The organism is Planctomycetaceae bacterium, assembly GCA_041398785.1.
GTDB lineage: Bacteria > Planctomycetota > Planctomycetia > Planctomycetales > Planctomycetaceae > JAWKUA01.
Genome location: JAWKUA010000010.1, coordinates 165,863 through 188,513, shown reverse-complemented (window position 1 = coordinate 188,513; position 22,651 = coordinate 165,863). Strand labels below are relative to the sequence as shown.

Annotated in this window: 14 protein-coding genes; 3 read left to right on the top strand and 11 right to left on the bottom strand. The window is 60.0% G+C overall.

The genetic code is table 11. From position 1 onward, the window contains the following. Positions 1 to 117 precede the first annotated feature (117 nt). From R3C19_13795 to R3C19_13780, 4 genes are read right to left on the bottom strand one after another with little or no spacing between them, the layout of a single operon-like run. Positions 118 to 375 carry a hypothetical protein gene (locus tag R3C19_13795; protein MEZ6061412.1) on the bottom strand — a complete coding sequence of 86 codons (258 nt, stop codon included), beginning with the start codon at positions 373 to 375 and terminating at the stop codon, positions 118 to 120. Between the two features lie 32 nt (positions 376 to 407). After that, positions 408 to 644 carry a hypothetical protein gene (locus R3C19_13790; GenBank protein MEZ6061411.1) on the bottom strand — a complete coding sequence of 79 codons (237 nt, stop codon included), beginning with the start codon at positions 642 to 644 and terminating at the stop codon, positions 408 to 410. A 3-nt stretch (positions 645 to 647) separates the two neighbouring features. Further along, positions 648 to 1,472 (bottom strand): hypothetical protein, encoded by an 825-nt coding sequence (locus R3C19_13785; GenBank protein ID MEZ6061410.1) that lies wholly within the window; start codon positions 1,470 to 1,472, stop codon positions 648 to 650. Beyond that, positions 1,472 to 2,242 (bottom strand): MotA/TolQ/ExbB proton channel family protein, encoded by a 771-nt coding sequence (locus R3C19_13780; protein ID MEZ6061409.1) that lies wholly within the window; start codon positions 2,240 to 2,242, stop codon positions 1,472 to 1,474. Before R3C19_13780 ends, R3C19_13785 begins: the two co-directional genes overlap by 1 nt. Before the next feature lie 155 nt (positions 2,243 to 2,397). Between R3C19_13780 and aroC the strand changes: the two genes are divergently transcribed. Then, complete coding sequence (gene aroC / locus R3C19_13775) at positions 2,398 to 3,525, top strand: chorismate synthase (GenBank protein ID MEZ6061408.1); 1,128 nt, start codon at positions 2,398 to 2,400, stop codon at positions 3,523 to 3,525. A 69-nt stretch (positions 3,526 to 3,594) separates the two neighbouring features. Here the strand turns inward: aroC and R3C19_13770 are convergent, their stop codons facing one another. From R3C19_13770 to R3C19_13745, 6 genes are all read right to left on the bottom strand, one after another. Continuing rightward, entirely contained in the window at positions 3,595 to 4,968 is a 1,374-nt protein-coding gene (locus tag R3C19_13770) for a serine/threonine-protein kinase (GenBank protein MEZ6061407.1), read from the bottom strand. 9 nt (positions 4,969 to 4,977) lie between these two features. Next, the gene (locus tag R3C19_13765) at positions 4,978 to 7,335 is read right to left on the bottom strand and encodes a c-type cytochrome domain-containing protein (protein ID MEZ6061406.1); all 2,358 of its coding nucleotides are present in this window, start codon (positions 7,333 to 7,335) and stop codon (positions 4,978 to 4,980) included. A gap of 176 nt (positions 7,336 to 7,511) precedes the next feature. Next, positions 7,512 to 10,631, bottom strand: a complete 3,120-nt coding sequence (locus tag R3C19_13760; GenBank protein MEZ6061405.1) for a hypothetical protein — start codon at positions 10,629 to 10,631, stop codon at positions 7,512 to 7,514. A gap of 174 nt (positions 10,632 to 10,805) precedes the next feature. Beyond that, on the bottom strand, positions 10,806 to 11,135 hold the full coding sequence (locus R3C19_13755; GenBank protein ID MEZ6061404.1) for a helix-turn-helix transcriptional regulator: 330 nt from the start codon (positions 11,133 to 11,135) through the stop codon (positions 10,806 to 10,808). A 12-nt stretch (positions 11,136 to 11,147) separates the two neighbouring features. Next, on the bottom strand, positions 11,148 to 11,393 hold the full coding sequence (locus R3C19_13750; protein MEZ6061403.1) for a hypothetical protein: 246 nt from the start codon (positions 11,391 to 11,393) through the stop codon (positions 11,148 to 11,150). Between the two features lie 132 nt (positions 11,394 to 11,525). Then, a complete protein-coding gene (locus R3C19_13745; GenBank protein ID MEZ6061402.1) occupies positions 11,526 to 13,982 on the bottom strand; it encodes a DUF1553 domain-containing protein in 2,457 nt (818 codons plus the stop codon). A gap of 353 nt (positions 13,983 to 14,335) precedes the next feature. Here R3C19_13745 and ribA point away from each other — a divergent pair, with 353 nt between their 5' ends. Together ribA and R3C19_13735 are read left to right on the top strand one after the other, a co-directional pair. Beyond that, positions 14,336 to 15,583, top strand: coding sequence for a GTP cyclohydrolase II (ribA, locus tag R3C19_13740; GenBank protein MEZ6061401.1), 1,248 nt, complete (start codon positions 14,336 to 14,338; stop codon positions 15,581 to 15,583). Between the two features lie 139 nt (positions 15,584 to 15,722). Beyond that, a complete protein-coding gene (locus R3C19_13735) occupies positions 15,723 to 17,915 on the top strand; it encodes a PSD1 and planctomycete cytochrome C domain-containing protein (protein MEZ6061400.1) in 2,193 nt (730 codons plus the stop codon). Positions 17,916 to 20,790: 2,875 nt separating this feature from the next. Here R3C19_13735 and R3C19_13730 read toward each other — a convergent pair. Further along, positions 20,791 to 21,603: an RHS repeat-associated core domain-containing protein gene (locus R3C19_13730; protein ID MEZ6061399.1), complete on the bottom strand. Its 813-nt coding sequence runs from the start codon at positions 21,601 to 21,603 to the stop codon at positions 20,791 to 20,793. Positions 21,604 to 22,651: the final 1,048 nt, after the last annotated feature.

The window sequence follows — 22,651 nt, the reverse complement described above, 5'->3', positions numbered from 1 at the left end:
TCATGCCGCAGTCGAAACCGCTGCAGGTTGTGCGCGACGGTTCTGCCAGTCCCTGACGCCGTCGATCTGTCGTCGTGGCACTGGATCCGGCGAATATCGCTTTGCGGCGCTGAAGGTTCAGGGAACGAATTCGGAGGCCATATAGATCGCGTCGTTGCCAATTCCGGCACGCTGCAGTTCGTTCGTGAGCTGATGTTCGGCCGACGCCCGCGAATTGTCGCGCCGCTGAATTCGGACACGGATGCCGTTGCTGTCGCCCTTTGTCTGTTTGGCGAGCTGCAGGATTCGCGACAGCTCCGCTTTCCGGTAGACGGGTTCCGATTCAGAAGGAATCAGTATCAGGTAATCGTATTCGTCGATCAGAACCGTGAGCACATTGTCGGAAAGGGCCTTCTTTTCATCGGTCGTCAGGCCGCCGGACGCGAGTCATCCGTTGTGGAAGTCATCGGACGATCGGACGGAGCTTCGGTGGAAGTCAGCAATGGCCGATCCGGTGAACCGCCTTCGGGAGCCTTCGCGTCGCCCTGTCCTGTCCCGCCGCTTCGCAGGAAGAGCAGAGCCAGCAGGGCTCCGATAATCAGAACGCCGCCGGTGGCAGCGCGCGTGGTGGACCGGACGACACCGGGACCGCGTTTGGTATTCATGATTCAGCGTCCGTTGTTCCGGCCACCCTGGTCGAACAGCGGGCCGGCCGGTCGAAATCCCATCAGTGAAAAGTCAAACCAGCGAGTGTTGCCGGAGTCGCGACGCAGTTGTTCGACCAGCAGCGGCATGCCTTCGGTCGCCTGTTGCCGAAATCGTCCCTGAGCATCGCCGTACGTCAACAGGATGATGACAAGTGGCTTCGGTTCCGTAAATGCCTTACTGGCTTCGAACGCGCGGGCCGCGAATTCGTCGGTGGATTCGAATGCCACGTCCTGCGCCTGTTCGCCGTCGGAAAAGCGAGCCTGGCCGTTGTCCTGAATATGGATTTCCCACAGCGTCACGTGCTTCTGCATTTCATCGAAGCGAATCACGAACCGCATCAGATCGCTGCCGCGAGATTCCAGCACCGTGCTGAGCCGTCTGACGGCGGATTCCATGCGATCGGCATCGTCATCGCTGCCGTCGGTTCGAAGTTTCAAAATCTGTTCCATCACGCTGCCAGGCAGATTCAGCGCCTTGGCCAGAGCGTTTCCGACCTGCTGATGCTGATCCAGAATGTTCTGAAACTGTTCACTGTAGTGTTGTCGCGTTTCCCGCAGTGCCGTGGATTCACTGGTAAAGGCGGCTTCCAGAGCGGTCTGCCGCGACTCAAAGTCCCGTTGCAGCGCCGCGCGACGGTCATTCAGATCCGCCTCCTGCTGCTGCAGCCGGTTCTGAGCCGATTCGGCTCGATCCTGAACCTCCATGTACTGCGCGAAGATCACAATCAGCAGCAGGTCCAGCAGCGGCGTCAGTTGAAATGTCAGGCGTCGACGAACAACAGCCATCAGCGGGGCTCCCCGCCGGATTTCCCCGCCGCAGCGCTGCCGGAAGTCACAGCACCGGAAGACGCAGCGCCATCCTTCGACGACACGGTGGCCGTCATCGCCAGTTCCCGCTTGGCCCCCGCCACCATGTCTCGCACGTGTGATCGGCTTTGAGTCAGGCGATCAAACCGGGTCTCCAGCAGGCTGTTGATGAACATCAGGATGATGGCGGCCAGCAATCCGCAGAACGTCGACCAGATGGCGTCTCCGAAGCGGGCGACAATTCCGGACATCGTCGCCGCCACATCCGACACGCCAGCTCCGTCGGCTGACGCACCGGGGCGCTGAATGCCGGCACCGATTGCCAGAATCGTCCCCAGGACTCCCGCCAGCGGATAGGCTTCGATCATCGTGCGAGCCATGTTGCCGGCGGTTTCAAACGACAGCGAATCCAGGTAGCTGCGGCGTTCATCCAGAATGTGCATGCGTCGCAAGCATTCGACGCGGTCCGCCTGGCGGCTGGGATCGTTGACGACGTCGTTGATGTCGGCGACGAACGCGTCGATCTGATTGGTCAGCGGAGCCGATCGGCCCAGCACGCTGCGATGCTTCAGTCCGCGGGTAAAATCATCCAGTGCTCCGGCGATGACCGACAGATCGCGGCGATACCAGACCCACAACACAAAGAAACAGAACACGTGAAACGCTGCGGCCGCGACGATGATGATCGACGTCAGGCCGGACAGATAAGTGAGCCACGGACCAAGTTCACTGAGTTGAGGAACCGGCATGGAGTGCGTCTATTCCGTTGAAAAATCCCGCGTTGTCACTTCTGCGCGTTGCGTCTGACACTTATCGTAGCCGCCGCCGAAGAATACGGCGATTCGCCCGGTTGAGTCCAGCCGCATCCGGCAATTCACAGCATCCGCTTGTCCTGAGAGAGTCCATGCCCGGCAATTCCTTCGGTCAGTGCTTCCGCATCACCACCGCCGGTGAAAGCCACGGCCCCGGCAACGTTGTCATCGTCGACGGAGTGCCTCCCGGGTTGCCCCTCAGCGTGGACGATCTGATGACCGACCTGGAACGTCGCCGGCCGGGGCAGAGTCATCTGGTCACGCAGCGGCAGGAAGCCGACGTGCCGGAAATCCTGGCCGGAGTCTTCGAAGGCCGCACGACCGGAACCAGCATCGCCATCCTGATTCGCAACACCGATCAGCGCAGCCGCGACTATTCAGATATCCGCGACAAGTACCGGCCGGGTCATGCCGACTTCACGTTCGACGCCCGTTACGGTTTTCGGGACTACCGGGGCGGAGGACGCAGCAGTGCTCGCGAAACGACCGCTCGCGTGGCCGCCGGTGTCATCGCGAAGAAGCTGATCGAACGGGACTTCGGCGGAAAGGTCACCGGCTATGTGACTCAGATCGGACATGTCAAAGCCAGCATCGAAGCGCCGGAGAACGTGACCCTGCAGCAGGTGGAGACTCTGCCGGATGGCAGCCCCAATTTCGTCCGCTGCCCGGATCCCGACGCCGCGGCAAAGATGGTGGCTCTGATTGAAGAAGTTCGCCGGGACACGGATTCGATCGGCGGCGTGTCGGAAATCGTCGCCACCGGAATCCCCGCCGGACTGGGGGAGCCAGTCTTCGACAAACTGAAAGCCGATCTGGGAAAAGCACTCTTCAGCCTGCCGGCGGTCCTGGGTGTCGAATACGGCATCGGATTCGGCTGCGCGGAACTTCGCGGCAGCCAGAACAACGATCTGTTTGTATCCGGCGATTCCGCTGAAGGCTCACCGGCGCGCATTACGACGTCGTCCAACCGTCACGGCGGAATGCTGGGCGGCATCAGTTCCGGATTGCCGATCGTGCTGCGAGCCGCCATCAAACCCACCAGCAGCCTGGCTCGGGAGCAGTCCACCGTGACTCGCGACGGCCGGCCCACAACGATTTCCACCAAAGGCCGCCACGATCCCTGCCTGCTTCCCAGATTTGTTCCGATGGGCGAAGCCATGGTGGCGATCGTAATTGCCGATCACTGGCTGCGCTGGAAGGCAATCGGCGGGACCGCGTGAAGTCCGGATAGTGTCCGCGAGTTTTGCGTCTGGGCATCATCCGGGCAACATCCCCGAACACCGCCATCGTCAGGATTCTGTTCGCTTGCGGATGCTGTTGAAGAATCCGGAAAACGACGATCGTTTGGTCGAGCTGACTTTCTGGCCGTGGCTGAACTTCAGCAGATCGTTCAGCAGGTCGTCGGCGCAGGAGTAGCGATCGGTGGGATGCCGGGCGATGCAGTTCAGAATGATCGTCTCCAGGCCTTTCGGAATGTCGCTCTGAATCTGCCTCGGCGCGGGAGGCGACTGTTCCAGAATCATCGACACCATTTTGTCTTCGGAGGTCGATTCCCAGGCGTTGACCAGTGTCGCCAGTTCGTAAAGCGTGATTCCCAGCGAATACAGATCACTGGTGGCATCGTGTGTTCCCAGAAAGCGTTCCGGGGCCATGTATCGCAGAGTTCCCATCAGCCGCTGAGCCACCGTGGTGTCTCGCTGGTCAATCGGCTGGGACAGGCCGAAGTCACTGATCCAGACGCGACCGCTGGCGTCGAGCAGAATGTTGGCGGGCTTGATGTCGTTGTGCAAAATTCCCGCCGAATGGGCGTGGCGCAGTGCCTGAGCTGTCTGGATGGCGATCTGCGTAAAGCTTTTCCACGACGTGCGAGTCAGGCGTTTGCGTTTGCTGTCGTCAGCCTGTTCGACGTCAGCCGCTGTGGTAAGCGCCCGCAGTTCCGTGCTGGAAATAAAACCGCTGGGCTGATCGGCTTCCTTGCGCCGGATTTCGTCCTGATAAACAACACCTTCGGTTTCACGCAGTCGTTCGATGATGCTGTCCAGACCGACTCCGTTGACGAACTGCATCACGTAATAGCAATAGCCGTGTTCCTGCCCGAAGCGATACACGGGAACGATGTTGCGATGCCTGAGGCCGGCCGCGATCCTGGCTTCCGCCTCAAACCGCCGCTGCCATTCGGGAACAACGGCAACACGCCACGGCAGCACTTTCACCGCGACAATGTGACCACCCGATTCGCGTCCCTGAAAGACAACACCCATCCCGCCGCGGCCGATTTCGCACAGCAGTTCGCAGCGTCCCAGCCGGTGAAACGGAAATCGTTCCGGCATGTTGCGGCGGATGGCCGCCGCTTCGTTCTGCGATCGAGCCTGTTCGAGCAGTGCCAGCATCGGGAACGAATCTCGGATCGTGTGAGCATGCCGCGGATATCGCCTGGCGTAGATTTCAATGGACGGCTTCCTGCCCTGCCGCAGTTCCTCCACAAACTGCGAGGCCAGAATTTCCACCGGTTCGCGCGAACGCAGGTCGGATTCGCCCCGGTGAACGGGAAAACCCTGCAGTTCGAAACCGGTTTCTTCGTCGGGAGAAGTCACGTCGGACGATCGCTGTGAATGCTGCGAAGGAACATCGCCGACATTGTAGCTGGTCGCCCGACCAGGCACCCGCTGACGTTATTTCGCCGGTTCGAACTTTGCGACCTCCGCACCGTCAGCACCGTTCCACACGCGCAGGATGCCGTCTTCGCAGCCGGCCGCCACGATGCTGCCGTCGAATGTGACGGCTGTGCAATAGACGTAGTCAGGGCATCCGGAGAATTCCCGCACGCCGGCACCATCGCCCGCGCGGTGACGAAAGATTCGCCGGTCACCGCTGCTGCTGATGAATTCGTCCTGCATGCCGACGAACTCCAGTGACGTGACCTGCTTGCTGTACGTGGTGATCGTGCGAGCCTGTTCACCGGTTTCGGCGTTCCAGACCTTGATGGCGTTGTCAGCGCCGGCGCTGGCCAGAGTCGCTCCGTCACCCTTCCAACTGACGTCCATCACGTGGTGAGTGTGACCTTCGTAACTGCGGACGTGCTCGCCGGTGGCCACGTCGAACACCTTGACGAACTTGTCGGCCGACGCGGTCGCCAGGCGTTTACCGTCGGGGCTGAATTCCAGGCCATAGACGGTGTCGCTGTGGGCGTCCGGGATTTCACGGACCAGCGTGCGATCGGTCACGTTCCAGATTGTCACCTGACCACTGCGCGACGCTTCTCCGCCACCTGCCGCCAGCAGCGTGCCGTCCGGCGAAAATGCCAGCGACAGCACGCGATCGCTAAACACGGAACTGCCGTCGTCCTGCGTTCCCAGCCGAGCGGAAAGCTGCCACTGCGGAAAGACGCTGACGTCCGAAACCGAACCGTCCTGATGGCGCACCAGCAGCGAATCTCCCTGCGACGTTACATCGGCGACCGGAGGTGAATTGCCGAGCAGCGGCAACACATCGACAGCGGAACCGTCGGCCGTTTTCCACAGACGAACAGTGCCGGACGTGTCCAGAGTTGCCAGCAGGCTGCCGTCACCGACGAACGCGACAAAGGCGGCCGAAACCGGAGCGGCGGCTGGAACCTTCGCCTGTTCCAGAGTTTCGACCGACTGTTTGAGTTCTGCTTCGACGGTTGCCAGCAGTTGCTTCTTTTCGTCGACGTGAGCCTGCGCGCGAGTGATAGCCGCTTCCGTCAGTTGTTTGCTTTTTTCGGCCGACTTCAATTCGTTGTCGGCTGTGGTGACGGCATCTGTGGCGGCCTGTTCGGCCTTGGTGGCTTCTTCGACCTGTTTCTTCACAGCTTCATCGTCCGGCTTTTCCTCGGCCGCTTTCTTGGCTTCGGCGGTCTTTGCTTCGGCTTCTGTCAGCTTTGTCGCAGCTTCGTCGCGTGACGTCTTTGCCTTGGCCAGAGCCTCGTCGGCTTTCTTTAGTGCTTCCTGCTGTTCCGTGACCTGCTTTTCGGCTTCGGTGATCTGACCATTGACCACGCCGACTCGCGCTTCACGAACGGCCTTGTCGGTTTCGCGTCGGGCAAGTTGCCGCGCTGCCGGAAGATCCTTTGTCAGGTCCGCGATCAGTGCGCCGTCAGCGGCGTTCCACAGCCGAGCGACATTGTCGGACGAGACCGTCGCCAGCCGCTGTGCATCGGAGGAAAGTGCGAAGTCGGAGATGTCGGCCGGAGTCGTAATTGTGGCCACCCTTTCTTCGGGAGAATCCGTCTTCACCAGGTTTGCCGAGGCTCCTTCGATTTTCACTGTCACGCCTGCGGCGCTATCCGGTGTTGTGACCGCTTCGGCGGCCACTTCGGAAGGTCGCACCGCTTCCTGAAAATTGCGAGTCCAGAACTTCACGATTTGATAACCGGCGGTCGCCAGAAGTTCGCCGTCCGGATGAAAGGCAACGGCATGCACGTAGTCGCGGTGAGCCAGCGGATGGGCCGACGGCAGTTGGATGTCCGGATCGGCCAGCGACTTCTGATTCTGCCGGGCGATCAGGTCGTAGATCGTCACGGAACCCGCTCGACCAGCCGCGACAAACCGTCCCGTACCGTCAACGCTGACCGCGTAGATGGCATGAAGCTGATCGTTGATGGCCTGCCAGTTCATGTTCGCGGCTGACGCGGCGGCTCCCGCTTTGGCTCCTTCCAGAATCCACTGCTTCAGCAGACCCAACTGTTCGGGAGTCAGTTTCTTCGCCTGGACATCGTTTGGCCAGGGCGGCATGGCCGGTTCTTCGTGCCGAGCCGCCAGCCGATACAGGTAGCTGTCCTCCGGCTTTTCGGGAACGATCGCCGGACCGTAGTTGCCGCCCTTCAGCATCGCTTCGGCGGATTCGACCACCAGATCGCTTTCGGCGGTCGCCAGGTTGTGGCAGGCCAGACAGTTGGCTTCCAGAATCGGGTAGATGTCCCGTTCGAATTCAACCGGACGATCCAGCTTCACGTCGGCGGGCGTGATGGGAGCCTCTTCGTCGTCGTCGGCGACAGCGACGGCGGGCATCAGCGCAAGCGTGAGGCTGCAAAGGACGACTCCGGCATGCCGCCAGGCGGACGCTGAGGATGCGCGCGGCTGAGGCGCCGTGGAAACGTGTTTCGGTTGACGCTGCCGTTGTGAGCGCACGTTGGTCTTAGCGGACTCGTGGTCGCAGCGTTCGTCTGAAGTCGCTGTTAAACATGTCATTCGGACACCTTCAATGCAATGGGAGTTTCAAACTGAACGGTGCGGCCGCCGAATTCGGACGTGCCCCGGATCACCGCGTTGGCGATCGCGGCCGGAGCGGCATCCGCGGCGGCGGTCAGCGTCAGCACGGCTTCGGTCTTTTCGGCGGGGATGACCACGGAATCAGAACTGATCACAGTGCTTCCTTCGGGCAGAACCAGAGTCACTGTGACCGGTCCCGTGAAGTTCGGCCGGCGGGCGATCGTAATCGTCGCGCTGATCGATTCGCCCTTCCGGACGGCTCCTTCGTTGGGCACCGCGGCGGAAATCGTCGACGGCGTTTCGCGGACGGAAAGCAGCACCGGAGTACCAAGTGTGCGGATGTTGAGATTGTTGGCCTTGGTGGCTTCGTTTGCCTGTTTCAGCGCTTCATCGGCCTGGTTCTTTTCGGCATCGAGTTTTGCGACGATTTCTTCGGCGGCAGTCACCGCTGCCTGAGCCGTCTGCATGGCCTGTTCCGCTGCGGGAAGCTTGCCGCGAGCCTCAGCCAGTTGAGCGGTGTTCTGTTCGATCGCAGCCGACGTGGATTTCAGCTTCTGTGCGGCCTCAGCAGTTTTCTGAGTGAGCTCGGTGACCGGTTTCGCGGCGGCCGCAACGTCCGCAGACGCCTGCCGGATCGCCTGCAGCGCGGCGTCGAAATCGCCTGCCGGTGCGGAGGAATCCCGGCCTTCCGGATTGCTGATTGCCGAAAGCTGTTCCTTCATCTTGTCGAGTTGTTGCAAAGCGGCGGCCTGCTGCACGGTGGCCTCTGCCAGTTGCGCCGTCAGAGAATCACGGGTCGACTGATCAGTCTGCAACTGCTGCTCCAGCGATTTCATCTGCTCCGTCAGCGTCGTGATCTGCTGCTGAGCGGCCGTGACCTGCGCCTTTGATTCCTCCAGCTTCTTCTGTTCTTCCGTCAGTTTTGCCTGAGCGGCATCCAGTTTCTGCTGTGCTCGTTCCGCGAGCCACGGATTGCGGCGATACGGCACCTGCGCGGTCCCGTAGGCTCGCAGTGTGGCGTATCCGATCGCCGCGTTTTCCTTGAAGTACAGCCGAGCGGTGGCGGAATCCGCTTCCTTCGCGATCGTGACTTTTTCAGGAACGTCGACGTTGGCGGGTTGGCCTGTGAACGTGATATCGACATTGCCGTCGAAGCCGTTTCGCCGCACGATTTTGATCGGAAGCAGCAGTTGCTGAGTCTGTGTCAGGTCGACGACAGCCGGTCCGGCCGAAATCGAAAACGGTTCCGCATCCTTCATGACGGCAACCAGCAGCGAGCCGGCAGTGCGACCTTCTCGCGGCAATCCGTTGGCACCGGCATGAACCAGCGTGGCAATCTGAGCGATTCGCGGAGCCGGATTTTCCGCCGCGGTCGATGACGATGCCGTGATCCGAACAGGAGCCGCCGACTCCGGAGCGTCTTCCGCAGCATTAAAGACCAGAAACGTAGACGCCTGACCCGCGGGGATCACTGCCGGGCTGCACGTGACGCCTTTCGGCAGACCTTCCACCGACAACCGAATGTCTGCGTTGTGACCTCCCGACCGGTACGCGTAGACCGGGACTTCGTAAGTGCCGCCTTTGCGAACGCTGACGGCTCCGGACGTTGCCGGCTGATTGCCGTCCGTTGATGGCTGCGAATCAAACACGACAACACGGAAGTCAGGCTTTTCCTGCTGTATGGACAGGTGCCAGATCAGATCCGCGGAACCTCGCGACGCAGCGTATCGGTCATAAAGGCGAACGCGGTAGGAGCCGTCTTCCGGAACGGTTAGTGTGAACGACGGGTCCGTCGTCAGCGTTGGCAGATGGTTGCCGCCGGGATTCTGTTTGCTGTCGTCTTCCAGAGCCAGCCGCTGAAACGACTCGCTGCCGTCTTCCGCCCGGTTGATCTTTTCGACAACCATGACCGGATTGGAGGGCGCTCCCAGCCGCTGCGACAGCACGTTCATCTGCCAGATCTGTCCCTTCTTCGCATCGAAGCGGACAACGTCTTCGTCGTTCAGCGCTTCGAACTGACCGCTGACTTCGGCGGGCAGCGAAACACTGAGTGCCGCGGAAGTTTCCGTTCCCGCAGCGTCCGCGGATAGTGGCGGCGACGGAACGGGACCGCCGTCGTACCGTGCCAGACAGATCAGGTTGCCGTCGATGCCGCTGTACAGCAGGGTATCGAGCGACGTGGCGACCGAATCGGCTCCAACGGCCGCCGACTGGTATTCATCCGCACTGATCGTGGCCGCTTTGCGAAACACGGGAACTCCGTCCAGAGTTTCGCCGGTCGGTTCACCATCGGGAATGTGTCGGCCGAACAGAGTCACCTCTGTGGGACGCTGCGTCGAAATCAGCGGCGGCATCACGTAGTCGACAAGAGGCCGGTTGTCGGCACACAGTCGATACACGAATTCGTTGCCGCCTCCGAAGACGATGTCGTGAACCTTCAGCAGCAGTGTCTGGTCGGCCTGGCAGTGGTAAACGATCGCCGCGTCACGATTCAACACGCGGCGGGATTCCCCAACGCGGCGGCCGTTCTGATCGAACAGCTGCAGCAGCGGCTGCATCAGAGAATCCAGCCGGGCGGCTTCCGTTCGAAAGACAATCGTTTCACCGGCTTTGGCATCGATCTGATACATGTCGACGTCCGCTCCGCCGTTGGAACGGGCGTTGATAATTGTGTTTCGGACCAGTGGCTTCGCTGCATCGCGGGTATTGTTGGCATCGTCTTCGGCGACCTCCGGCAGCGAATCGACGCGGAAGATTCGCGGATTGCTGATGCCAAACAGGCCTCTCACGCGAAGGTCGTACAACCCCGGCCGGACTGCGGCATCGACGCTGACGGTGAAAGTGTTGCCAACGGGATTGCCGGCGCCGTCCAGCTTCTGCGCCGCCTTCAGTCCGGGATGGCTGAACAGCAGCTCGCTGACTTCGTCCAGATCGGAACCTCCGGTCACGGTGACGTCAACGGTCGTTCCCTGCTGAGCTCCCGGCGGAAACACGGCGGTGATCCGAGTCTGTGGCAGGTTCACCGGCTGAGCAGCAGCGACGGCAGGAATCAACAGCGCAAGGCCGACGCAGGCGAAACGATTGAAAGCAGACATAGGCGGGATTCGGGAGGAAGGCGCGATTCGGGTAGGTGGAATGACCAGCGAGTAACCGGCCTGTGAGTTCCGGTGGCTAGTCGCGCGATATTGTGAAAATCGCGGGATGAAGTTCAGCGGTTATTGAAGGTACAGCCTGCAGGCATCAACGTCCTGCCGCGAGTCTGATGTTTCTTACGGATTATCCACGACAACGACTCGGATCGTCTTTCCGAGTGCGGCTGCGTAGCTGCTGAGTGTGGCAAGACCAGGTGCATGCTGATGGTTTTCGATTTTTGACAGGCTCCCGCGAGGAATGCCGCTGCTTTCTTCCAGCGCGCGCAGTGACACACCACGGGATTCCCGCAACGCTTTGAGACGGTCAATCACATCATCAACTCCGGTGTCGCCGAGTTTCGAGAGCAATTCACGAACCTGGGTCTGATCGACTTCCACGTCGACCTCCGCGACTGACTGTTTCCACTGAGACTGCTGAGCCTGTGTCGGCTTCACCTTCTGAGCCATAATCGACTTCCATCAGATCCGGAACGCCGTGACGGGATAAACCAGATCGACATCGCACCAGTCAAAGACCACACACGCTCGTTCGCCAGACAATGTCCGACCAATCCACAACGGGCGACCGCTGCTGCGACTGATCAGTTTTTCAAACGGAAACTCCAGGATTGATTCGACGTCGTCGAAGCTCAGTCCGTTGTCAGCTATGTGTTCTGCGTTTCCGCCGGCATCTTCGTCCCAGATAATTCGAAGCGTTCCCGCCATCGATTGCCGCTTCCCGAATCATAGCTGCAACCAAACATGGTTGCAAACTGGCAACCATTGTCCCGCGAAGATCGCTGTCTGCGAAACACTGAACCGCGGCGGCCGGCGATGTCAGTCCGACTTCTCTGACTCCTAATGATTAAACAAGAACTCCTTTGTGTTGATCAGAGCCCAGGTGATGTCTTCATAGGCGACGCGCGGTTCGTCCTTGTGACCTTCGATGTATTTCAGAGCGATCTCCTGTTCGTCAGGTCGAGGATCGCGGGCAAACACGGCACGGTAAAGTTCACGGATGCGGTCTTCGTGGGACCGGGCATCGTCGGCCGCCAGAATGGCTGCTCGCGCGCCATCGCGAGCAATCTTGTCCTGGATTTCCTTGCTGTTCAGCAAATGGAGGCTTTGGGCGAGATTAGCGTCCTGGCTGCGTTCGCACTCGCAGGCGGTGTCACCCTGCGGCTGGCCGAAGACCTTCAGAAAATACGGACCGCTGGACGTATCCACCAGTTGAATGGCTCTGGTTCCGCCGGGCATTCCGCTGAAGCCTTCCGACGTTTTCGTGACCATGTGGAATCCGTCGTAGAGCGCTTCGGCGCTGAGTCGCCGCGGGTAGTAACGGGAGAAGTTCTGTTTGTCCGTCGCATTGTATTCGTTCGGAAGCGAACTGAGCTGATAGGTCTTTGACCGGCAGATCGTGCGAATCAGTTCCTTCATGTCGAAACCGGATTCAACAAAGTGCTGAGCCAGCCCGTCGAGCAGTTCGGGATTCGTGGGCGGATTCGTTGCTCGCATGTCGTCTTCCGGTTCGACAATTCCGCGGCTGAAGAAGTGCTTCCAGTAGCGGTTGACCAGAGATCGGGCGAAGAACGGGTTCTGCGGATCGGACATCCAGTCTGCCAGCCGGATTCGCGGATCTTCGTCGGCCGGAATTTCATACGCCGCTTCCGCGCCAAGGCCGGTTGGCTTCAGATCAGCGCCGGATCGCGGATTGCGTGACGTGGCAACGCCTTCGTTGTGGACCACGCGGCGATCGCGGGTGTTGCCCTGTGCTCCCGGAATGTTGGCCCGCCCGATTCGCGTAAAGAACGCTGCCAGACCGTAGTAATCGTTCTGGCTCCACTTTTCGAACGGATGGTGGTGACAGCGGGCGCATTGAATTCGCAGCCCCAGGAACAGTTGAGCGGTGTCTTCGACCTGTTCTTCGGTCTGGTCGACTTCGCGGTACCAGGTCACCGCCGGATTGATCAGCGGTTCTCCGGATGCAGTGATGATTTCGCGAACGAACCGATCGTAAGGTTTGTTTTCGTAGATGCTGTCCCACACCCACTGATGAAACAGAAATGTCCCGGGTGTGTCTTCGCCGCGTTCCTTTTTGTTTCGCAGGACGAAGTTCCACTTGTTGGCGAAGTGATCGGCGTAGGCCGTGCTGTTCAGCAGTTCGTCAATCAGCCGATCACGTTTGTCGGCGCTGGTGTCGGCCAGGAACTTTGCCACCTGTTCTTCGGTCGGCAGGGAACCGGTGATGTCCAGCGTGACGCGTCGCAGGAACGTCGCGTCGTCGCAGACCGGAGACGGCGGAATCCCCAGCAGCCGGAGTTTGTCGAACACGGCGTTGTCGACAAGATTCGCGGGTTCCGGCATTTCGGACGTGTCGGCTCCCAGCGGAATCGTGGCCCGGAACGTGGCGACCTGGCCCTGATAACGAGCCATGATGGCCACTTCGCCGGTCAGTTCGAGAGTCTCGACGAGCCCGGTTCCGGAACATTCCGCCATTTCCGTATCGTTGGCTTCATACAGTGCCATGCGAGTGACGTCTTCGGTGGAACCGTCGCTGTAGGTGGCAATGACGGCGATCTGCTGTTCGCCATTTGTCGGCATGACTCGCGCGTCGGGGAAGCAGCGAATGCCGACCACTTCCGGATCGCTGTCGCTGCCGTATGGCATGCCCTGTTCAATCCAGCGAACCAGCATGCGGTATTCGTAGCTGTCGCGTTCCATCCGCTTGCCGCCGCCGTGAGGACTGCGGCCGATGGCTTTTTTCAGCAGCAGGCTTTCACTCGGAGCACCCGGAAAAATTCGCCGTCCGCGAGATTCCTTTCGCAGGAATTCGTAATCGTCCTGCGGATAGAAGCCCAGCAGAGAAAGCTTGAAGCCGTTCTGCCCGCTGGCTTTCCCGTGACAGCCGCCTCCGTTGCAACTGAGTTTTGTGAAGATCGGAGTGATCTGGTTGCGGAAACTGATCGGCAGCGGCGATTCGAAGCCGGTGACCGACACGGGAATGCTGGTCTGCTGATCGTCGCGAGTCGCGGTGATGACCGTTTCGCCGTCATGCAGCGGTGTCACCAGCCCGGTGCCGTCGATCGTGACAACGCCTTCCGGTTCACTGGTAAACGTCACCTGTCGCGTCACGTCGAGTTCTCCGCCGGCGGACACTGCCGAGACGACCAATTGCTGGCGAATATCGGCGCTGCGAATGTGAATCTGACCGGAGTCCGCGGCCGGACCGATGGACAGCGAAAACTCCGCAGCGACGGTCAAGCCGTTCGGTGTCAGCAGCGCAACAAACAAGGGCAACGCGGCAGCGAATCTCATGGACTTCATCTCCAGTGTCAGGCGGGCGGCGGCATCGTGCCGCGGTTAAGCAACAGGCGTTGTGGTGGGATGCCGAGGGTAAAAACCGGACATCGGCAGACTGAAGCGTACGATCTCGCCGGGCCGAGTCAAGATTCGGAGCCTGCGAAGTCCGTCCGACGGCAAATCGCAGATGAATCCGTCCGTCCGACGTTGACATTCGGCACAACTTCGATTGGAACTCCGGTATCGAATGCCGCCGCCGGCCGCAGCGTTTCCCTGACCCGACCCGTCCCGCGGCGTTGTTACGGAAGCCGCGACACGTAGAATAGCGCTCACTGCAACTTTTCGACCCGCCTGAAAGCAGAACTTCGGTGCCACTGGAATCCATTGAACACGCGATCGACGCACTTCGGCACGGCCGCATGGTGATTGTCGTCGATGACGAAGACCGCGAAAACGAAGGCGACTTCATCTGCGCGGCGGAATCGATTACGGCCGATCAGGTCGAATTCATGCTGAAGATCGGACGCGGCACGCTGTGCGTTCCGATGGCCGGCGAAGAAGCGGAGCGACTGAAGCTGGGACCGGTCGTCGACGACTCGCGCAATACCGCTCCCAACAAGACCGCGTTTCTGATGGCTGTGGACCACATCGACGCCGGTACAGGAGTCAGCGCGGACAATCGCGCCAGGACGATTCGGCAACTGGCAAATCCGGAGTCGCGTCCGGAACAGTTCGTTCAGCCCGGCCATGTGTCTCCGCTGAAAGCCATGGACGGGGGCGTCCTGCGGCGAGCGGGCCATACCGAAGCAACCGTCGACCTGATGCGGCTGGCCGGGCGGCGCCCCGTGGGGGTTCTGATCGAAATCTGCAGCCAGCGCACTCACGGCATGGCCGATCTGGATGAACTCCGGCAACTCAGCGCGGAGCACCGCATTCCGATCATCACGATCGAAGAACTGATTCGCTACCGTCGCGTGCGCGAACGCCTGGTGACTCGCGCGGTGGAAGTCAAAATCCCGACGGCTCAGTTCGGCACGCCGACGGTTGTCGCCTACCAGGTGGCTCATGAAGATCAGGAGCCCCTGGCGCTGGTGTGGGGCGACGTGTCCGCCGTGGACGCTCCGCTGGTGCGGATGCATTCGTCATGCTTTACCGGAGACGTCCTGGATTCACTGCGCTGCGACTGCGGTGATCAGTTGCGACTGGCCATGCAGATGATTCACAGCGAAGGAGCGGGAGCCGTTGTGTATCTGCCGCAGGAAGGCCGCGGCATCGGACTGCTGGCCAAGCTGCGAGCCTACAAGCTGCAGGACGAAGGTCTGGACACCGTCGAAGCGAATACGCGGCTGGGCTTCAAGGCCGACATGCGCGACTACATGGTCGGACTGCAGATTCTGAAGGATCTGGGACTGACCCGAGTGCGGCTGCTGACCAACAACCCCAAAAAAACCGACGCGTTCGTGTACACGGCATCCGACCTGCAGATCGTGGAACAGGTTCCCATTGTCGCTCCTCCCAACGAATTTCGAAGTAGCTACATGGCGACCAAGAAGGCCAAAATGGGACACATCCTTCCCGACGAAAGCATCCCGGCGCCGGCCGGTCGACCGTCGTGATCCGGCCGAGCGAATTCACCGCCGGTGAACAACTCGTGTTCGGCCGATCGCCGCCCCGCCGCACAGCGTTGGATCGCATGCCGGGCTGTTGTATTGTTTGCTGACGCTTGTCTTGTTGCCCGCAATGCCAGGATCCGCCATGCATTTTCGACTTGCCGTGTGTTGCCTGTGCGTAACTTTCAGCTCCGGGATTTTTGCCGCGGACTTTGAACACGACGTCGCACGGGTGCTCGTCCGGCGCTGCCTGGAATGTCATAAGGGAGCCGAACCGTCCGGTGGTTTGTCGCTGGAAGACGCCAGCGGTCTGGCTCGCGGCGGCGATTCCGGCCCGGCCGTTGTTGCCGACAAACCAGACGACAGCTTTCTTCTGCAGCGTGTCCGGTCCGGTGAAATGCCGCCGCCCGTCAAAGGTGTCGAACAGCGGCTGCCCGACGATGAAGTCCGGCTGCTTGCCGAATGGATTGCCGCCGGAGCCGCATGGCCGAAAGAACGCCGACTGGACCTGTACGAAGTGACGACCGACATTCGCGGCGGCCGCGACTGGTGGGCGTTCCAGCCCGTCCAGCGCCCCGAAGTTCCTGACGTGCCGTCGTCGCAAAACATCGCGAATCCGATCGATGCGTTCGTGCTGGCGAAACTGAACGCGAACGGAATGCAGCCGGCGGCCCCTGCCAGCGGCCCGGAACTCGTGCGGCGGCTGTTCTTCACCACCATCGGCCTGCCTCCTTCCGTCGACGACCTGCAACGATGGTCGGCGGAAAAAAACCATGACGAACTGGTTGACGAGCTGCTTTCCAGTCCGCATTTCGGCGAACGCTGGGCTCGCCACTGGCTGGATCTGGTTCGATACGCCGAAACGTCCGGCTATGAACGAGACCAGCCGAAGCCGTTCGCGTGGAAGTACCGCGACTGGGTGGTCGACGCGATCAACAGTGACATGCCCTACGATCAGTTCGTGCTGCAGCAACTGGCCGGCGACGAAATTCCGGATCGCACAAAATCGACCGTCATCGCCACGGGATTCCTTCGCCTGGGCACATGGAACGATGAACCGAACGACGACGAAGACTACCGGTACGAACGTCTGGAAGACATGGTTCACGCCGCGTCGTCGTCGTTTCTGGGACTAACGGTCAAGTGCGCTCGATGCCACGATCACAAGTTCGACCCGATTCCGCAGCACGACTACTATCGCATGGCGTCCGCGTTCTGGCCGGGGCCGATTGCCGCGCGGGATCGAGCGCTTCTGGGAGGACCGTCCGCCGAGGAACTGGGCTTCGACGATGTCCTGGGCTGGACGGATCTGTCAGCGACGCCCGCGCCTCTGCACGTGTTGAAAAGTGGTGAACGTCACCATCCGCTGAACGAAGCCGTTCCCGGTCCACTGACGCTTTCGCCGTCGCTGTTCCGCGAATTCGAATCGCCGGCCGACTCTGCGAAAACAAGCGGCCGGCGTCTTCAACTGGCCGAATGGATCATTGATCCTCGCAATCCGCTGACGCCGCGAGTCTTCGTGAACCGCCTCTGGCAGCATCACTTCGGAGAAGCCATCGTCCGTTCACCGAACAACTTCGGTTACAAGGGAGACCTGCCGACTCATCCCGAACTGCTGGACTGGCTGGCCGACGAATTCGTCCGCAGCGGCTGGTCGGCAAAGCACATTCATCGGCTGATTCTGACATCGAACACGTGGCGGCAGTCATCGCTGCATCCGCTCGCGGCGGAATACTCGCAGCGTGATTCGTCAAACCGGCTGTGGTGGCGAGCCAACCGCCGACGGCTCGACGCGGAGACTCTGCGCGACGCGCTGCTGACCGCGTCCGGAGAAATCGACCTGACCGTCGGCGGTGAAAGCTTTCGACCCGAAATCAGCGCGGAAGCTCTGGAAGGCCTGTCTCGCAAGGAAGCCGCTTATCAGGCGTCGCCGCCCGAACAGCAGCGCCGCCGCAGTCTGTACAGCTTCGTTTCCCGAAGCCTGATGCCGCCGATGATGACAACCTTCGATCAGTGCGACACGACACTGCCCTGCGGTCAGCGAGACGTGACGACCGTTCCCACGCAGGCGCTGGCAATGCTGAACAACGATTTCGTCCACGCCCGCAGCAGAGCCCTCGCGGCCCGCGTCCAAACTGCCGCACCGGATGATCTCGGGGAACAGATCACCGCCGCCTGGCGATTTGTGCTGGGCCGTGCTCCGGATGACGACGAACGCCGGCTCGCGATGCAGCACCTGACATCACAAACGTCGCGACATTCGCTGTCAGAACAGCAGGCGCTGGCCTCACTGTGCCACGTCCTGCTGAATTCCAACGAATTCCTGTACGTGGACTAATGCCGTTTCTTCTGAATCCAGCAGAAGAAGCGGTCGATGAAGGCTTACCGATGTTCGCCGTCAAAGGACACGTCCGGTTGTTGATACCCTGAGGGCAGGCACAACCTCAGCCGGAGCCACCAGGCTCCGGAAGCCGGTGTCTCCGCGTCTGCAGGCCTGAAGGGCCGACACGCGCTGCGGTTAAACCTGTATCGCCCCTCCGAGGCTTTGGCCGGAAATCAGCTCTTCTCCCGCTCACCTGAACCTGCTCAATGGCACTTGGTTCCTCTCCGTACAATGACAGATAGTCGACGTCTTCCAGCATGTCATGTGTTCCGCTGGACAGGACGGAGGCAAATGTTCGGAGTGCTCCGCTGAATGAGTGGCTCAAGTGTGGCATGCGAATTCGTCGCCTATTTGATTTCACAGACAGGAACTCGACACTGCAGGCGGCGCGCATGGAAGGTACCTGTAAGGCGATCGGCGGATGAGAATTTACCAGTGCAGAGCGGCGATTGCTTCACCCTCCCGTTTCAACGGGAGGGTCGCTGAGAAATCGGCGTTCAGCCGATGTCTCGCGGGGAGGGCGATGCACGGGGAGCTCCCGTTGCGCGGTCCACCCTCCCCTCGTTTGAAGGCGGATGTGGCGTCCCAGATTCGCAGTTGTCCCGCGCTTGTCGGCTGACAGCAGGCTGAAGCCATCGGGGCTCCAGTCGAGGCCTTCGACGCCGTCTCTTGAGGCCGTGATTCTCAGGACTTCCGCGTCGGAATCCGTGTTCCAGAGCCTGACGGTGCCGCCGCTGCTGACACTGTCGACGATCGGATGATGTGCCACTGGCTGTGCCAGTGTTCGACGTTGCGTGACTGTGGGCACTGACACAGCCAGAAGTGGCACGCTTTACCGTTCTCACATTCTCCGACCTTTCACAAGTGCCACCCGCCGCGTGATCGACCGCAAAGCCCCGTCCGTGCTGCCGCCCAGAGTCGTCACCTTCTGCGACCGCGAACGACGCAGATTGTCGAAGCCGTACGCGATCACCGTCCCCCGCTGATCTTGGTTACTCTTTGCAGTTTTCAGGAATTCAGTCGATCAAAGGTTCCTGACACCTTTGTCGCTCACCGACGCAGACTGTCGAAGGCGTAGGCTGATCACCTCCCCCGCTGATCTTGGTTACTGACTTTGCAGTTTTCAGGAATTCAGTCGATCAAAGGTTCCTGACACCTTTGTCGCTCACATTCTCCGACCTTTGTCGCTCTCATACCGCCGCGTGATCGACCGCACAGCCCCGTCCGTGCTGCCGCCCAGAGTCGTCACCTTCTGCGACCGCGAACGACGCAGACTGTCGAAGGCGTACGCGATCACCGTCCCCGCTGATCGGTCCGCTGGCCAACAGTACCGTCACAATGATAAGTTTCAAAAAGTAGAATCGCACCAAGTGAATGTCACCGATTTCGATGGACTTCGTCTGTCTCGCGATAATCACTGCAGCATTCCATGTCGCATACAGAACAGAACCAATCCTCTGCCGAAACTCCTTGACGTAGTTACGCCGTCGCATGTGTAGATCGTCACTAAGTCATCGTCCGTGAGACACAATAGGTGAAGCAGCCACTGAGATTGCCTCGTCGGCAGCGGCGATGCGTGCCTCTAGCTCTTTGGAGTCGTCGTAGTTCGTTGTCATTCCCCAATTCTGACAATAGCTCGTCCTTTGTCAGCTCGTTGATGTTGCCAGATGTAATCTTGTCACCCTGTGACGAGTAACCGGCGTGATGGAACGCCTTGGACGAGTTTATATCCCATCCTTTGCAACGCCGACAGCACTTTGACAGCGGCTTGTCGTCTCCGTACGCGATGCACCGTGGCAGCATGTTGGATGCAACCTAAATCCCATTTCGCGGATATTTGCAGGAAACGCAATTGCAAATGCAAATTCTGATCGGCGTCTGTTGTGTCAGGAACGCAAGGCCTTCCGGCGTTACCGCCGCACCTTCAAGCCAATACGCCGAAATTCTTCGGTGCCCGGGTGTTGTGGAAACGTTTGGAAGCAATGGTGGATACCATTGGCAACTGCTCTTTTCGTTACCCGTGATGATGGCAACGGCTGCCTCCTCGTTGCCCATAGCGAATTCGTGTGTCCAGCAAGTAGATATGGAAAGCGTTATCCTTGTCGATATTGCAAAACGACTGCCATTGCAATTCTCTGTACACCATTTCCCTTCCGCGATCGCCCCGTTTACTCAGAGTGTAACCACCACGCAGGGATGAAGAGGAAGCAGCGAGAGGAGGCTCGAAGTGGATCGACATCGTGCTCGTGCAGTGCGGCAAAGCAGACGAGATCGTCGTGAGTCTGAATTTTCCAGCGACTTCCATGAGAGCCTGCCGCAGCAGCAAAATACTATCCTCGCTCATTGTGTGAGCACCGCTCGCCACGCTGGGCGAAATTGTTGAGCCAACTGAAGCCTCTGGGTTTCTGCGAGATCAGCTAGTTCAGATATAATGTGCCTCGACCTCCCAGATGCTCAGCAAATGAAACGTAAATGGGAGCCTTGGAACGCGACCATATTCACAGCCGCAGTAAACCTCGCACATGCAGAGACATAGTCTGCAGGGTCTGAAGATGACGAAAGCAGGATCGCATCGCTCCACAATTGAGGGACTGTGGGCTCTGCTGCATTCTTCGAACCGCACAAAAGTAAATGCCAGCGTCGCAAGTGAGACTACTTGTACAGCAGCCGTGAATAACGACGTCATCATACGCGTCCACTTCGCCAGCATAGCTCTCCGCCCTCCTAAATCAACGGCAAGTGCCAAAACAGCGCGGTGATCTCTTTCCACTCTTTAACATTCTTGAATGTGTCAACGGGCCATCACCGCGTCCAGCTTTTCAAAGTCGCTTTAACATTCTTGAATGGACACTGCTGAAACAGCCACAGGTCTCGCCCTTCCCCCGCAGTGGCCAATCCGGTGACGGCCAGCAGTAGTTGGACTCGTTTTCCGGCCAACTGGTTGGCGGTTTTCGCCCGCCAGTGGAAACCTCCACCGGTTCTTTCCCCAGTGACACGGGTCTGGATAATCATCCTTATTTATCACGCAGCAAGTGTACTTCATCAACTGTTCAATAGCTTCGTCTGCCAAATTCGCCCTGCCTTCTTCCAGACACATTCGATGATTTTCTTGAGACTTCCCCTCAGCACTACACTTTGTAAGTGTGATGAGATAGTCGTCAATTGGCTCACGGAACAGATCCTTATGATCGACGAACATTTTCCTGCACATCTCCCGCCGCCCAGGGGTTACGACCTTTTCGAAACCCGGATCCACGACCATCGTGCCGCCTGGATCAGTCCTTCCGAAGACGAAATATGCCGTATACATGCTTCCGCCATCAACAAACCCCAGCGGATCCCGGCCGATGAATCGTCCGATACCGTCGTGGTAGTAGCGTGCCCGGAAGTAGTGCATTCCGGTTTCGGCGTCGTGTTCCCGGCTGGTGAAGCGGTATTCCCAGGCGTAGTCACTGATTCCGTCGCCGTCGGCCGTGAAGTCGGCTTCCAGCACTGTCGAGCGGCCGTAGGCGTCGTAGACGAAGCGTTCGACGATTGTTCCGCTGGTGTCGGCCAGGGCGGTGATGTTCCAGTTGGCGTCCTGCAGGGCGTACAGCGTTTCGTCCAGAGACCCGTTGGCGTCCGTGTCGCGGGTGCGGAGCACGAGGTCGTCGACGTAGCGGGCTCCCAGGTGAACTGCCGGTCGGCGGAGGTCGACGAATCCACGCGTTCCTCCAGCACCTGATTCCGCATGGACAGGTAGATGTGCCGGGTTTCGTCGAGACTGCCGCCGCTGTCGATCTTCTTCACGATCCGGCGGTTCAGGCCGTCATACTGGTACTCAGCCACGGTGTTCGCTCCGTCGACGACTTTCACCAGCCGGTTCCAGGCGTCCCATGTCAGGTCGTAGTCGGTCGACCAGGAACCCGGCTGCGGCACCGTGGTCATGTTGCCGGCCGGAGTTCCGGCCCAACGGGCCAGCCGTTCGTCCAGCCTGGGGCACCGCCCCAGGAATCTGCGCCGCGAATGGCCCCAAGGCCCAACGGGCCGGCCGTTCCAAAGGAAGCTCTGGTGACGCGAAGTCATCCAGTGCCTGTCAGAATTCGGCTCCCGCTCCGGGTTGCCCTGTGCGGATGCGGCGTGCGGGGTTGGGGCGAACTGTCGGCCCGCTGGGCCTTTGCCGAATGGGGTTGTTCCGAACCTGGGGCGATGCCCCAGGCTGGATGATTGACCGGCCCGTTGGGCCTGTACACCGGGCGTGCTGCCGCTGACCGCTCCGGAGTGCGACTGCTGGCTCTTCGTCACTTTGCCGAGATCATTGAGCGTGTACACGATCTGGTTCTCGACGCGGGAGCCCCGCGAGGCGATTCGAGCTTCCGCTCGGAACGAAATTGTCCCGAGCGGCGTGGATTCGTGATTCCAAAGGCAAACGGGACGGGGTGGCATCGTCCGGATCGTCCGTCTGGTTGCCGTGCGACGTGATCTTGTCCACCCGCCCCAGAGAATCATACCGCGGGCGGGTGAAACTGTCGACGCCCCGATGGTGTGCCACTGGCTATGCCAGTGTTTTTGTTGCGTGACTGTGGGCACTGGCACAGCCAGTAGCACACTTTATCGTGCTCACGTTTTCCGACCTTTCACAGGTGCCATCCGGCCGATGTCGACAGCCCGGACCTGTTCGCTTTCCGCAGCACCTACCGCCGCACTGAGTC